Origin of the sequence: Nafulsella turpanensis ZLM-10, assembly GCF_000346615.1 — a bacterium.
Taxonomy (GTDB): domain Bacteria; phylum Bacteroidota; class Bacteroidia; order Cytophagales; family Cyclobacteriaceae; genus Nafulsella; species Nafulsella turpanensis.
In genome coordinates, this window is sequence record NZ_ANNU01000016.1 from 47,159 (window position 1) to 61,044 (window position 13,886).

Below are 13,886 nucleotides of genomic sequence, written 5' to 3' on the forward strand. Positions count from 1 at the left end.
GCACCTTTTGCCAAAGGGTAACAGTTGTGCCGCGACCGCAAGGCTTCTGACGCAGCCTGTTTCCTGCTGGACTTCACTTTGAACTATTTAACCAAATTAAATAATGAGATTAAACTACCTGTGGAAAGCGCTTCTACTATTGATGGGCTTTGGAGGCTTGAGTGCCTGTGGGGATAAAAGTCTCCCTTCCGGAAGCATGGATGGTGCAGTATCGCCCTTCCGGCTGTCATCGCCTTCCGGAGATGTCGCCGTAAATTTTTTCCTGACACCCGAGGAGGAAGCGGCTTACCAGGTCTTATTCGAAGATAAAGTCGTTATTGACACTTCCCTCCTCGGCTTTGAGTTTAAGGATCAGCCAGACTTTGGAAAGAATCTGCAGATTAATTCTGTTTCGGTTGATTCAGTGAATGAAAGCTGGAAAATGCCATGGGGCGAGCAGGATTCAGTAATAAACCATTTTAAGGGGTTTACGGTAAGCCTGCAGGAGCAGGAAGAACCTGCCCGTAAAGCAGATGTTACCTTCAGGATTTATGATGATGGAGTAGGCTTTCGCTACTTCTTTCCTGAGCAGGAAAATATGGAGGAAGTGGTGATCCTCGAAGAAAACACCCAGTTTAACTTAACTGCCGACCATCAGTCATGGTGGATTCCTGGCGACTGGGATAGCTATGAGCATCTTTACAATCAAACACCGGTTTCAAAGATAAATGCACTTGCTTTAGGCGATCCGGGTTTGAATGAGAGTAATATTATGGAAAATGCCGTCCATACCCCTTTTACCATGAAAAGTGAAGACGGTGTGTATCTGAGCATTCATGAAGCAGACCTGACGGATTATGCAAGTATGACCTTGCTGGCCGATACCAGTAATCTGTCACTGCAAAGTGCCCTGGTAAATTCCGAGCGGCTGGGTTATGCCGTTAAGCGTGAACTTCCTTTCTATACGCCCTGGCGTACCATCCAGCTAGCTGATAATCCGGGAGGGCTGGTTGAATCTAAGCTTATCCTGAATTTGAATGAGCCCAATAAACTAGGCGATGTCTCCTGGGTGGAGCCCATGAAATACAACGGCATCTGGTGGGAAATGCACTTAGACAAGTCTACCTGGGATATGAAAAGTGGCAGACATGGAGCTACCACCGAAAACGCCAAACGCTATATTGATTTTGCCGCTGAGAATAACTTAGGCGGTGTTTTAGTAGAAGGATGGAATACAGGCTGGGAACGATGGATTGGCTTTCCGGACAGGGAAGGAGTATTTGATTTTGTGACACCTTATCCCGATTATGATTTGGAAGAGGTTGCAGACTATGCAAAAGAGAAAGGGGTAGAGCTTATTATGCACCACGAAACTTCCGCGGCTCCTCGCACATATGAGCAGCAGATGGAGGCTGCTTATCAGCTCATGCAAAAGCACGACATCAATGCTGCAAAGCTGGGCTATGTAGGAAAAATCATTCCCGACGGCGAGCATCACCACGGCCAATGGATGGTAAACCATTACAGAAAGGCGCTGGAAACAGCGGCTAAATATAACGTTGCCATAAATATCCATGAGCCCATCAAGCCCACAGGCCTTCGCAGAACTTATCCAAACCTGCTGACCGGTGAAGGGGTAAGAGGCCAGGAGTTTAATGCCTGGGCAGCAGATGGGGGTAATCCGCCTGAACATTTAACTATCCTGCCTTTTACCCGAATGCTGGCAGGACCTATTGACTATACACCTGGAATCTTTAATATCAAGCTGGACCCTTACAGGCCGAACAATCAGGTAAATACTACCCTTGCACAACAGCTGGCTGCTTATGTTGTGATTTATAGCCCCGTGCAAATGGCGGCCGATTTACCGGAACATTATGAGGGGCATCCAGCCTTCCAGTTTATAAGAGATGTGGCAGTAGATTGGGACGAGAGCAAAGTTCTGGAAGGAGAAATTGGAGATTTTGTAACAATCGCCCGTAGGGAAAAAGGAACTGAAAACTGGTTTGTCGGAAGTGTTACAGACGAAAACCCACGGGAAATAACCATAGATTTTAGCTTCCTTGATGAGGGAAAGGCCTATAAGGCAATTGTCTATAAAGACGGAAAAGATGCCCATTGGGATAAAAATCCTACCGCTTATGAAATTGAAGCGCTGGAGGTAACCAATGATACCCGATTAGACCTTCAGCTTGCTCCGGGGGGTGGTGCGGCAATTAGCGTTGAGCCGAAGTAATGCTGCCTCTTGGCAGGTGCCGCTAAGGATAAAACAATTAGGGAAGACAGGTATTTTCTTATGCTTGGCATTCATTTTTGGGCTGGCTGATCAACCCTATTGAGTTTGAAAGCATCTGTTTTAACTTCTCCTGAAAGGAAAGGGAAAACAGATGCTTTTTAATTTGAGAAAATAAATTCTACTAAGATGAGAGGAGGATTTTTAGTACTGCTTAGCCTGCTGTGGATATCCGTCAGTACATATGGTCAGCAACCAGTAGAGAAGAATAATCACATGAGGGTGTATATGCATTATATGCCCTGGTTCGAAACCCCTGAAACGATTGGCCGTTGGGGCTGGCATTGGACCATGAACACCCGGAACCCGGATAAGGTGGATGAAAGCGGGAAGCGTGAAATAGCCTCCCATTATTATCCCTTAATTGGCACGTATGCCAGCAGAGATAAAGACGTGATCGAATATCACCTCTTGCTGATGAAGCTCTCCGGAATAGATGGTGTGCTCATTAACTGGTATGGGGTACAGGGCGGGAATACAGATGTAGAGGACTTGCTGAAAAGTTCAAATGCAATTATCTCTCAGGTGAATGATTTCGGGCTGGAGTTTGGTGTGGTGATGGAAGATCGCTTCAGTCGTTCCATAGAAGATGCGAAGGCGAATATGGCTTATCTGAAAGAAAACTACTTTGGTCATCCTGCCTACATCCGGTATGGTGCAGAAGAGGATCCTTTGGTTGCTGTTTTTGGCCCTATTACCTTTGAGGAGCCTCGCCAATGGGCCGCTATCATGGAGGAAGCAGGAGAAGATGTTGAGTTTTTAACTCTTTGGCATGAAACGGAAGATGCAGGTTCTCATGCAGATGGAGCCTATTCCTGGATATTTGAAGACGAGGAAAGTCATCTTGAGCACCTGGAAAAGTTTTATGCCCAAAATGCCCCGGAACTTGAAACTGTAATGGGAAGTGCTTATCCTGGCTTTCATGATTTTTACAGGGAGGGAGGGGCAGGAAATGGCTACTTTTACATTCCCCATAAGAAGGGTGCCACTTTAAAAAAAACTTTATCTGTAATAAAAGAGCACCAGGAGCATATCGATATGGTTCAACTAGCTACCTGGAATGACTTTGGCGAAGGAACTGTTTTTGAGCCTACCATAGAGACAGGATTTTCTTATCTTCAAAAGATTCAGGAATACACAGGTGTAAAGTACAAAGAGCAGGAGCTGGCCCTGGTGTATAAATTATTCAAGCTCAGAAAGGAATACAGTGGAGATCCTGCAATACAGGAAAGGTTAGATGTTGCCTCAGTACATCTATCCAACTTAGAAATTGAAAAGGCTGCCGGCATTATAAATAACTATTGAGCTGAGGGGGCATGAAAACCACAGGGCAAGCTTATGGAGTGCCTCAAAGTTGCGGAAAACGCTTAATTTAAATAGGTTTAATGTCCATCATTCTTTGCTCAAACTCATCATTGGGAATAATAGCTTTATTTTTAACCCGGGTCTTATAGGTGTAAATGGTGTTGACTGAATAGTTGAGAATTTTGGCTATTTTATCATTGTCATGGATACCCATACGGATGAGGGCAAAGATTCTTAAATCGGTATTTAGCAGCTGATTTCCGGAAAGCTTTATCTGGTCCTCCTCTTTAAAGAAGGAGTTAAATTCGGAAATAAAACCGGGAAAGAGTTTTAGAAATACCTTATCAAAGCTAACAAATAACTCTTCTCTTTCTTTTTTTAAGTTAATGTTCCCCACAATATACCGGATATGGTCGAACTTCTTAGCTAATAAACTTTGCTCGACCGCCTTTTTAAATTTGGCAATCTTATCCAGATATTCAGAATTGATATTGAAGTAATAACCAATGTATTCTTCTTTAATGCGGTTTGCTTCAACGAGTTTATTGTTAGTGTCCAGGAGTTGTTGATTTGTTTCCTGGAGAATGCAATTAGCAGAATCTATTTCCTTCTTTGCCAGCCTTAGTTTTTTTACCTGCTTTAAGCTGAATATAATAAAGAGAACAATACAAACAGAAAGGATTGTGACCGCTACAGAATATTTAAGAAGTAGCTCCTTCTGGCTCTCAACAGTTTGTAACTTCTCTTCTTCAATAATAGGTAGAATACTCCCTACCTGAATCTTTCGATGCCGGGCGCCATAAAAGTTTGCATACTCCAGTGCTTTTTTGGTGTACTGGTAGGCCCGCCTCAAATCCCCCTGCTGATACAATATATTGGCCAGGTTGAGAATCGCTGCAGTTTCCCGGGTAGAGGACTTTATATCAAATATAGCAGCCCTGGCCAGTAAACTTATTGCTTTCTTCGTCTTGCCGGTACGCAGGTACAGGTCGCTGAGGGTGGAGGCAACTACTGCCGACTGGTGGTAAGACAAATCATTCCTGCTGATCAGGGTTTCAAGGTCTGCTATTCCCTCTTCGATATCGGACATCCTGGCGCTCCGGAGGCCCCTGAAATAAAGATACTCGTAAGAATCAGGTGCTGATACTGACAGAACTGAATCTACATACGTATTTGCTCTTGCCGTATAGGCGGAGGTGAAATACTCATCTTTATTAAAATCTGCCAGATCATAGAAAGCCCTGGCCATTAATGAGAAGTACTCCTGCTTCTTTTCTTTTGGTAAAGTGGCAGACTGGATGGTATTTAAGGTGTCAAAGGTTTCCTTAAACATCCCTGACGAAAGAAAAATAAAGGCCTGCTTAAGCTTAGATTCATTTATTCTCGACTCATCTTCTAAATGGTAGGCAATATCCTGTAGCTTGTTGACATAACGAAAAGCAGAATCGTAATTAAACGATTTGTATGCATCAAATAGCTGAGCATATTTCTCATACCTCGCGCTGAAATTTCCTTCATCTAGCGTATTTAGTTCTTGTTGGAGGTTTTGGATGTAGTCCAGTTTGCTGGCAACGTAAACCTCTTCAATTTTTAATTCCTCATCTAATTCCTGTAGTAGGCTATCAACGGGTGATTCAGCCGCATTTCCTACAAATCCGCAGAGTAGGAATGCGGCTGTTAACAGTAAGTACTTCATAGAAATGGGGCTATTTCAGAAAGGTACGATTTCCTGCTTTTACTTCAAGTTTCTTTAAAGAAAGTAAATTTAAAGCTTATTGGCTTCCCTACAAAATATGGCCTTAGCATCATTTACCAGCCGCTTTTCTTTTGCTCTGTCGCTAAAAAAGGAAGGGAAGAGCAATACACTTCTGTCCTTTTTAGATTAGCTTTCGTTTATTCCTTCCTAAACCAGGTTTGCCAGATACTCAAATACAACAGTATCCGACAGCTTTTCATCCCTTAAGAGCCTGTTGGTAGTCTCTCCCTTCAAATTCATCCTGACATTGGCTGCTGGTAAAATACATCCTCCAGACGGCTCCCTTGAAGCTATAAAAGTGATGGTGGTCAACTATTGAGTGATAGCTTCATCAGCTATGAGGTCCATTGTCTTTTCGAGGGAGAGCTGGCCGGAATCGGTAAATTCAATGGCAAAGCACTTTTGAAGAAATACATTGTAATATTTATACCTTCCCACTGGTTTTATTTTATTTGTCTATCTATCTGAATATGTGTCCATTACCGCAAAAATGGAATCCAGTTACGGATTTCAGGTCCATTATATTTTAAACGAGCTCAAGTAATCCTTTGACTGCAGGCATTTAATTTCTTAATATTGCACTATGTATAATTAGTCTAAATAAAGATATGAGGAAAGATTTAAATGTGCGACTTCTTTTTCTGCTTGTAACAGCGTTCAGTTTTACAGGAGTGAGTGCTTTGCAGGCCCAGCAAAGAGGTAGTATTCAGGGAGAAGTTAAAACAGCAGATGGTGCCGCTGCAGCATTTGTAAACGTTCTGATAGAGGGTACTCGAAAAGGAGATGTAACCAATAAAGAGGGTGAGTATAAAATTTCCGGTGTAGAAGAGGGTACCTATACCCTTACTTTTTCTTATGTAGGATTTGAGCTGGAGGAAATAGAAGTAGGTGTAAGGGAAGGTGAAATTACGGTGGTGCCAACTGTGAGCCTGCAGGAAAGTGCGGAAAGTTTGCAGGAAGTAGTAGTGGAATCGTACGTGAATAGATTTGCCAACCAGGAAAGTACGTATGTAGGAAAACTTCCTTTGAAACAGATTGAAAATCCTCAGGTATACACCACCATCAGTTCAGAACTGCTGGAAGATCAGGTAGTGACCAGCTTTGATGATGCACTCAAAAATGCTCCAGGTTTGTACAAACTGTGGGAATCGACTGGACGTGGCGGCGATGGAGCAGGTTATTATTCATTAAGAGGCTTTCCTGTGCAGCCTACCATGCTAAACGGATTGCCGGGACTTACCAATGGAGGCCTCGATCCGGTGAATATCGAAAGAATTGAAGTAATTAAAGGTCCTTCAGGTACACTTTATGGCAGTAGTCTTATTTCTTACGGAGGGCTCATAAATATTGTAACCAAAAAGCCCTATGAAACTTTCGGAGGAGAAATTGCCTACACAGCTGGAAGCTTTGGCCTGAATCGGGTAACTGCCGATGTAAACGTGCCCCTTAATGAAGAGGAAGATGTGGCACTAAGAGTGACGGGTGCCTATCATGCTGTGAATAGCTTTCAGGATGCCGGTTTTAAAAACTCTTTTTTCGTGGCGCCCTCCTTATCGTATGAGATAAACGACAGATTATCTTTTCTTGTAAATGCAGAGTTCTTCGATTCCGAGAGTACCAATCCTACCATGTTGTTTTTTAACCGAAGCAATCCCTTGTTTGCCGATAATCTGGAGGAACTGGGCTATGATCCGGAGCGCTCTTATACTAGCAATGATTTAACAATCCGGAATCCAAACTTTGTTCTGCAGGGCCAGATGACCTATGAACTTTCTCCTTCCTGGACGTCTCGAACGGCCATATCGAGAGGTTCGGCTAAAACAGCGGGTTATTATTCTTACCTCTGGGATATCGCAGACGGCAATGGCACTTTTGTGCGCTACCTTAACCGGCAAAATGCCACCACTTTAAGTACAGATATTCAGCAGAACTTTATTGGCGATTTTATGCTGGGAGGCCTGCGAAACCGGTTGGTAGCAGGGCTTGATTATTTCCAGCGCAGCAATATCGATAACAGCACCGGCTATGTTGCAGCTGGCCAACTGACCCTGCAGGGAGAAGATACAGGTGTTTTATCCCGTCCGGCAATTGATGCCCTCTTAGCAGGAGCTGCTGTATGGCCGAGTGCCACTGAAGAGCAGGTGTACAGTGCCTATGTTTCAGATGTAATCAACTTTACGCCTAAATTGGCTGCTATGGCCAGTGTAAGGGTCGATTATTTTGATAACCTTGGCAATGTTGCTTCAGATGAGGATGATTATGACCAGACGACTTTTTCGCCAAAGTTTGGTCTGGTGTACCAGCCGATGGAGGATGATATTTCGCTATTTGCCAATTATATGAATGGCTTCAGCAATGTGGCTCCTAGAGCTACAAGCATCGATAACCCGGAACTGATTGCTTTTGAACCGGAGTATGCCAACCAATGGGAGGCAGGTACAAAGCTGAACCTGTTAAACGGACTGGTAACAGGCTCCCTGAGCTATTACAATATAACGGTATCGAATGTAGTGTATCAGGATGCCCTTGGAGTAAATGTACAGGGAGGAGAGGTCTACAGCAGGGGAGTGGAAGCGGAAGTGGTGGCAAGTCCGCTAGTGGGCCTAAACCTGGTGGCAGGTTATAGCTACAACAAGAGCGAAATGATTAGCGGCCCTGAAGGGTATATCGGCAGAAGGCCGGAAGAAGCAGGCCCTGAACAACTTGCAAATTTGTGGGCTACATATACCCGTAAGGACAACAGCTAATTTATTCAAGAATCATGAAGAACATTAAATTTCTCCTTTTAATCCCAGTATTTCTTTTGCTTAATGTAGGTCTGTGTCAGGCGCACGCACTGTATATAGAGACGAACTCCCAGGCTATGCCTGGAAAAAAGCAGGAAGTGAGAATATACTACAGTGAGTTCAAGGACAGGACTTTCGAAAAGGTGGCAGACTGGTACTCAGATGTAGCAGATTTTAAGCTCTGGCTGGTCCAGCCGAATGGCAAAAGAGTCCAGCTTCCGACGCAGGCTCAGGAAGATCACTTTACGGCTAGTTTTGTGCCTGAGCAAGCAGGCAGCTATCGATTGGAAATAGGCCACACAGCCGGAGACCCGGGAGAAGGAACAGCTTATCAGTTTAATGCTTTTGCACAGGCTTGGGCCGGTGAGCCTCTTGAAGCGAAGAGATTGCCTGTAGGTGCCGCTCAGCCCGAGCTGGTTTTAGCAGAAGAACTGCAGTTAACGGCCAAGCCTGCTACTAAAGTTTTTAGATCTTACTTCAAAGGAGAACCTGTAGGGGGCATTTCGGCTACTCTTTTCCTGCCATCCGGAAAAACAGAAACCATTACAAGTAATGCGGAAGGACTGCTTGAAGTTGAGCTGAAGGAAAAAGGCATCTATTTTCTGGAGGCCACTACCTACCACGAAAGTGAAGCAGGCAGAACAAAAAAGGCGCCTTATCAATCGGTTTGGCGTTGTGCAACTCAGAAAATAGAATTTTAACAGCTTTATAGCTTCAGGGGCCGTAGTAGGTAAGAATCTTTTCTCCTATACGCCCCTGAATCTTTTGGTTATTTATGCTTACAGCTATCTTGTTTTTTTCTTTTCTGGGCTTTTTCCTACTGTACAATACCTCAAAGAAGGCTGAGTTAAGCCGCTCTTTCTTTCTTGAAAAGTGGGTTGAAGCCCGTCCGAAGACAGGAAAGGCAGTGGCTCTGCTGCTGCTAACAGCTGCCCTGGCAGGTAGTATCTACCACTGGGGAACGGGCGGCGGTTTTTTTTCTTTCCTTGTAATCCTGATGACCATAGCCAGTTGTACTGTGCTGATAGCACCACTTAGGTACATCAACTATAAAGGAGTAGCAGTTATTTTGCTAGTATGTATGGTAGCAGAAATAGTTTTCAAAAATGCCGGCAAATAAAAAATACCTAACGAAATCCGTCAGTCAGCGATTTGCTAAAATTTCAGCTGGCTTTGTAGGGGGCTATCTTGTTACGGTATCTTTCCACATGGCCCTGGCTTTCTGGCTCGATCATGTAGCGATTTTAATGACCTTACAGTTTGCCGGTTTTATTCTGTGGGCTGTCCTGATGGTGCTGGCCTTTATAGGGAAAAATGGCTGGAAAACATGGGGAATTTACCTGCTGCTTACCCTCCTTTTCGGCATCATCATTTATTTCGGAAAAAACTACAGCCCAATCCTGTAATCAGCATGAGTAATCGCGTTCATAACATCCTTTTTCATACCCATACCATTAGTGGTATCCTGATAAGTGTGGGGCTATTCGTGATATTTTTTGCAGGCTCTTTTTCTTTCTTCCGGGATGAAATTATCAGTTGGGAACGGAATGAGCCTATGCAGGAGAGCAGTTTTTCAGAGGTGGACCTGAATGGTATGATGGAGGTACTTGAGCAGGATTACGATACCTACAGTAGGGACATCACGTTTGAACAATATTATGAAGAAAAAAGAATAAGTGTAACCCTGAGTGCCCCAAAAGATACCAGCATACATTCCCCTAAGGGAGGCGCGGGCGGTTTCTTTTACATGAATACTGATAATTTCAGGGCCTATGATTACGCCAGTAACTATTCCATCGGGGAGTTCCTCTACCGGCTTCACTTTTTTGCCCAGCTGAACCTCTACGGAAGGTCGGGCTATTTTATTGCAGGACTGGTGGCCTTCTTTTTTCTCTTTGCCATTATTACGGGTGTGCTCGTTCACTGGAAAAAAATTATATCTAATTTTTATGTATTCAGGCCCCGGGCGAGCCTTAAAAATATATGGACCGATGCACATACAGCTCTCGGTATCATTGGCCTTCCTTTTCAGTTTATGTACGCCGTAAGTGGGGCTTATCTCATTATTGGCGCAGCGATCATGTCGCCACCTGTTTTATCATTGATGTACAATGGCGATTCCGACAAAATGTATGAAGACCTTAGCCTGGGAGTTAGGGAATTCCCCCTGGCGATGAAAAAAGCAGAGCCCGTAGACCTGAACCATTTTGTAGAAAATACCAATGAGCGTTGGCCTGCACTACAGGTGCAATCTGTTACGCTGCATAACTATGGAGATGCCAATATGCATATTACAGTAATGGGCCTTCCGGAATTTTCGGAGAAGTTCAGTGGTGTGGGGGAGTTGGTGTTTAAAGCAACTTCCGGTGAAGTCATTTCCGTAAAAGATCCTTTTACCGACGTTGTCTATCTTGATGCAGCCACAGGTATTATTGACAGGCTGCATTTTGGAGATTTTGGTGGAGTTGGCCTGAAGGTAGTATACTTTATTCTGGGTCTTATATCCTGCTTTGTCATCATTTCGGGTATCCTTATCTGGCTGGTTGCAAGAGATAAGAAGCATATAGCCGAAAAGAAGCGAAAATTCAATGCATGGGTGGGGTGGATCTTCCTGGCTGCCTGCCTGAGCATGTATCCGGTTACGGCTTTTACTTTTGTGGCGGTAAAACTCTTTGTGCAGGAATTCGATACCTCCAGAATGACTGCAATTTATCAGATTTTCTTTTATTCATGGTTGCTGCTGATTGTGCTGTTCACATTCAGGAAAGATAACTTTATCACCAACAAATTCAGCTTACTGCTTGGATCTGTTTTAGGCTTACTGGTACCTATAACCAATGGGTTTGTCTCCGGGAACTGGATCTGGCGTACTTTTTCAGAAGGCTATTTTGATATTTTTCTGGTAGATGCCTTCTGGCTGACTCTTTCGGTTGCTACCTTTTTTATAGCCATAAGGCTCAGGAGGAATGGTCCACTGAGGCTGGAAAAAAAAGAAAGAAACGATTCTCCTACAAGAGCGGTGGCTTCCCGGCAGGTGGTATGAAAGAGCTGCACTGGCAGGGCGGTAATTGACAGATAAAGAGAACAAGCCGGTTTCAAAAGCTAAGGATGCTGTAGTTTCAAATCTTTGCAGTAAAGAAAAAGTAAAGATATGGCGTCAACACGAAGAAGTGCATCTAATCCCTTCTTGACCTGGCGATAGGAATATGATAAGTTCAGATGTCATAGTTCGTTGGGAGGGGCTTAAAATTAGTAGGTATTGTACTCGCTCTTGTACCGTAAAAAACTGCTGATATGCTTACTGTATAAACACCCTTTTTTGTTTTGCAGCTTGTGCCTTGACTTTTTTCATAAGCTTAATAACCTCCTGTTTTCCCACGAGTGCAGACTATTAATTTCTGCACAGCCATTTTAGGCGTTTTACTGGTTACCCGGAAACGCCATGGTAGTGAGGAGGGCATTCTCGGCCTGGCGGGAGTCCAGCCGGGTATGCTGTACTACAATGGGTACGTCGGAGCGAATTATACTCGCGTAATCGGTTCCACGCGGAATTTCTTCCGGATCGTTTAAATCATTAAAGCGTACGTGCCTGGTTCTTTTTGCCGGTACGGTAACCTTGTAAGGGCCAATGGGGTCTCTGTCGCTGAAATAGATAAAAATCTCTACCTGGGCTTCCTGCTCATTCGCATTTAAGATACAGGCAGTTTCGTGGCTGGTAAATTCCGGCTCTTTTCCCGTTCCATATTTTGGGATGTACCCTTCGGCAATTGCCCATTCTTTCTTTCCAATCTCTGTTCTCATCTTCTTTATTTTTTCAAAGGCACTCATATCTGTGGCTTTCAACAGATGTTTTCTTAAGGTACGGCTCCAAAAAATACTTGGTTGTCATTGGGAATTTCTTTGGAGGAAGTAGATCATCAGATGAAAGACAGGTAGGAAAAAGATTTTAATGCCTTTTATATTGTATATGGTGGTTAAAAAGCCCGCTTCCGTCTCTCTAAACAAAAAGGATTGAATAGGATTATTCATCTATAAGGGCAAACTCTTCTGTAAAGGAGCTAAGGGTAAGTAGTTCATCAGAAGGGCTTAGAAAAACGTTTTTCCTGACAGGACAGTTAAAAGACACATAAAAAAGGAGCATAAATGAAATATTGGTATAAAAATGCAGTAATCTACTGCCTGGATGTGGAAACTTTTATGGATTCCAATGGAGATGGTGTAGGTGATTTTACAGGGCTGAAAAACCGCCTGCAGTACCTTGCCGGCCTTGGGGTTACCTGTATCTGGATACTGCCTTTTTATGCATCTCCCAACAGAGACAATGGATATGATGTAGCCGACTATTTTGCCATTGGGGAAGCGTTCGGGAATTTCGGCGGTTTTGTAGAGTTCCTGGAGGCTGCAGAAGAAGCCGGTATTCGGGTGCTGATCGATTTGGTGGTAAACCATACCTCAGATCAGCATCCATGGTTTCAGGAATCACGGAAGAGTAAAGATTCCAAATACCGCGATTACTACATCTGGTCGGAAGAAAAGCCGGAAGAGGATGGGAAATATGCCATTTTCGGAAAGGAACAGGGGGGTAACTGGGCCTACGATGAGGCCGCCGATGCTTATTACTATCATACGTTTTACCAGCATCAGCCCGATTTGAATTCGGCAAACCCTGAGGTGCAGAAAGAAATAAAAAGAATCATGCACTTTTGGCTGAAGCTGGGCGTGGCGGGCTTCCGAATGGATGCTGTGCCACATATGGTCCGCCAAAAGAAAGAAGGCCAGTTTGAGGGCGACCCTCACCAGTTTCTGCGCGATTTGCGGGAGTTTGTGGAAGATCAGCGACCAGATGCTCTTTTACTGGCAGAAGTGGACACTGAACCTGAAAAGTACAAGAACTTTTTTGGCAATAGCGATCAGATGCACATGCTCCTTAACTTTTACCTGGATAATTATCTTTTCCTGTCTTTTGCCCGTAAGAATGCCCGGCCTATCAAAGATGCCCTGAAGAACCTGCCCCAAACGCTCAAGGGCCAGCAGTATGCTACTTTTCTACGAAACCACGATGAGCTCGACCTGGAGCGCTTAACTGACGAAGAGCGGGAGGAGGTTTTTAAAGAGTTTGCTCCTGAGGAGGGCATGCGGATATTCGGACGAGGCATTCGGCGGCGGCTCCCGCCTATGCTCCAGAATAACCGGCAGCGGTTAGAACTTGCCTATAGCTTGCTGTTTTCGCTGCCAGGCACCCCTGTGTTGCGCTACGGACAGGAAATTGGCATGGGAGAGGATCTTTCCCTGCCGGGCCGCAACAGTGTGCGCACCCCAATGCAATGGTCCGAGAAACATAATGGAGGCTTTTCTTCTGTACCGGCCGGGCAGCTGGTGCGGCCGGTTATTTCCGGCGGTGAGTTTGGCTATGAAAAAGTAAACGTAAACCAGCAGCGGCGCGAAAAAAATTCCCTGCTTGCATGGGTGGAAAAAGTGATCCGGCTGCGCAAAGATTGCCCTTCCTTTGGCTGGGGAGATGTGGAAGTGATAGAAAGTGATGATAAGGTGTTAATTCACTGTTGCCGCTGGGAAGACCAGTTAGCAGTTGCGGTGCATAACCTTTCAGATAAGCCCTGCTCCTTTCGGCTTGGCCTGCCGGAGGAGGAAGCCTCGCAGCTGGTAGAGCTACTTTCAAATACAGAGTACGAAGCCTTTGATCCTTCTGCAGGAGAACTGTCACTGACAGGCTTTGGCTATCGTTGGTTTCAAAAGAACGTTTTGTAGG

At 44.5% G+C, this 13,886-nt stretch carries 10 protein-coding genes; 8 read left to right on the plus strand and 2 right to left on the minus strand.

Translation table 11 applies throughout. The features are described from left to right. Positions 1-103: 103 nt before the first annotated feature. A complete protein-coding gene (locus F752_RS0107525) occupies positions 104-2,215 on the plus strand; it encodes a glycoside hydrolase family 97 protein (RefSeq protein WP_040664460.1) in 2,112 nt (703 codons plus the stop codon). Positions 2,216-2,401: 186 nt separating this feature from the next. Then, positions 2,402-3,577 carry a glycoside hydrolase family 71/99-like protein gene (locus F752_RS23675; protein ID WP_081604531.1) on the plus strand — a complete coding sequence of 392 codons (1,176 nt, stop codon included), beginning with the start codon at positions 2,402-2,404 and terminating at the stop codon, positions 3,575-3,577. Between the two features lie 67 nt (positions 3,578-3,644). Here F752_RS23675 and F752_RS0107535 read toward each other — a convergent pair whose 3' ends face one another. Then, positions 3,645-5,273, minus strand: coding sequence for a DUF6377 domain-containing protein (locus F752_RS0107535; RefSeq protein ID WP_017731119.1), 1,629 nt, complete (start codon positions 5,271-5,273; stop codon positions 3,645-3,647). A 668-nt stretch (positions 5,274-5,941) separates the two neighbouring features. Between F752_RS0107535 and F752_RS23680 the strand changes: the two genes are divergently transcribed. From F752_RS23680 to F752_RS0107575, 5 genes are all read left to right on the plus strand, one after another. Continuing rightward, positions 5,942-8,080, plus strand: a complete 2,139-nt coding sequence (locus tag F752_RS23680) for a TonB-dependent receptor (protein ID WP_017731122.1) — start codon at positions 5,942-5,944, stop codon at positions 8,078-8,080. A gap of 116 nt (positions 8,081-8,196) precedes the next feature. Continuing rightward, positions 8,197-8,820: a hypothetical protein gene (locus tag F752_RS0107560; RefSeq protein WP_152425063.1), complete on the plus strand. Its 624-nt coding sequence runs from the start codon at positions 8,197-8,199 to the stop codon at positions 8,818-8,820. A 74-nt stretch (positions 8,821-8,894) separates the two neighbouring features. After that, positions 8,895-9,239 (plus strand): hypothetical protein, encoded by a 345-nt coding sequence (locus F752_RS0107565; RefSeq protein WP_017731124.1) that lies wholly within the window; start codon positions 8,895-8,897, stop codon positions 9,237-9,239. Beyond that, positions 9,226-9,525 carry a hypothetical protein gene (locus F752_RS0107570; protein WP_017731125.1) on the plus strand — a complete coding sequence of 100 codons (300 nt, stop codon included), beginning with the start codon at positions 9,226-9,228 and terminating at the stop codon, positions 9,523-9,525. Before F752_RS0107565 ends, F752_RS0107570 begins: the two co-directional genes overlap by 14 nt. Positions 9,526-9,530: 5 nt before the next feature. Next, positions 9,531-11,162 (plus strand): PepSY-associated TM helix domain-containing protein, encoded by a 1,632-nt coding sequence (locus F752_RS0107575; protein WP_017731126.1) that lies wholly within the window; start codon positions 9,531-9,533, stop codon positions 11,160-11,162. 377 nt (positions 11,163-11,539) lie between these two features. Here F752_RS0107575 and F752_RS0107580 read toward each other — a convergent pair whose 3' ends face one another. Continuing rightward, positions 11,540-11,920, minus strand: coding sequence for a sensory rhodopsin transducer (locus F752_RS0107580; RefSeq protein ID WP_026135590.1), 381 nt, complete (start codon positions 11,918-11,920; stop codon positions 11,540-11,542). A gap of 342 nt (positions 11,921-12,262) precedes the next feature. Here F752_RS0107580 and F752_RS0107595 point away from each other — a divergent pair, with 342 nt between their 5' ends. Beyond that, positions 12,263-13,885 (plus strand): alpha-amylase family protein, encoded by a 1,623-nt coding sequence (locus F752_RS0107595; RefSeq protein ID WP_017731128.1) that lies wholly within the window; start codon positions 12,263-12,265, stop codon positions 13,883-13,885. Position 13,886 lies beyond the last annotated feature (1 nt).

What these genes read in the sequence shown, in the direction of transcription:
- F752_RS0107525 (WP_040664460.1), top strand. Translation starts at nt 104, where the DNA reads ATGAGATTAAACTACCTGTGGAAAGCGCTTCTACTATTGATGGGCTTT.
- F752_RS23675 (WP_081604531.1), top strand. Translation starts at nt 2,402, where the DNA reads ATGAGAGGAGGATTTTTAGTACTGCTTAGCCTGCTGTGGATATCCGTC.
- F752_RS0107535 (WP_017731119.1), bottom strand. Translation starts at nt 5,273, where the DNA reads ATGAAGTACTTACTGTTAACAGCCGCATTCCTACTCTGCGGATTTGTA.
- F752_RS23680 (WP_017731122.1), top strand. Translation starts at nt 5,942, where the DNA reads ATGAGGAAAGATTTAAATGTGCGACTTCTTTTTCTGCTTGTAACAGCG.
- F752_RS0107560 (WP_152425063.1), top strand. Translation starts at nt 8,197, where the DNA reads ATGCCTGGAAAAAAGCAGGAAGTGAGAATATACTACAGTGAGTTCAAG.
- F752_RS0107565 (WP_017731124.1), top strand. Translation starts at nt 8,895, where the DNA reads ATGCTTACAGCTATCTTGTTTTTTTCTTTTCTGGGCTTTTTCCTACTG.
- F752_RS0107570 (WP_017731125.1), top strand. Translation starts at nt 9,226, where the DNA reads ATGCCGGCAAATAAAAAATACCTAACGAAATCCGTCAGTCAGCGATTT.
- F752_RS0107575 (WP_017731126.1), top strand. Translation starts at nt 9,531, where the DNA reads ATGAGTAATCGCGTTCATAACATCCTTTTTCATACCCATACCATTAGT.
- F752_RS0107580 (WP_026135590.1), bottom strand. Translation starts at nt 11,920, where the DNA reads ATGAGAACAGAGATTGGAAAGAAAGAATGGGCAATTGCCGAAGGGTAC.
- F752_RS0107595 (WP_017731128.1), top strand. Translation starts at nt 12,263, where the DNA reads ATGAAATATTGGTATAAAAATGCAGTAATCTACTGCCTGGATGTGGAA.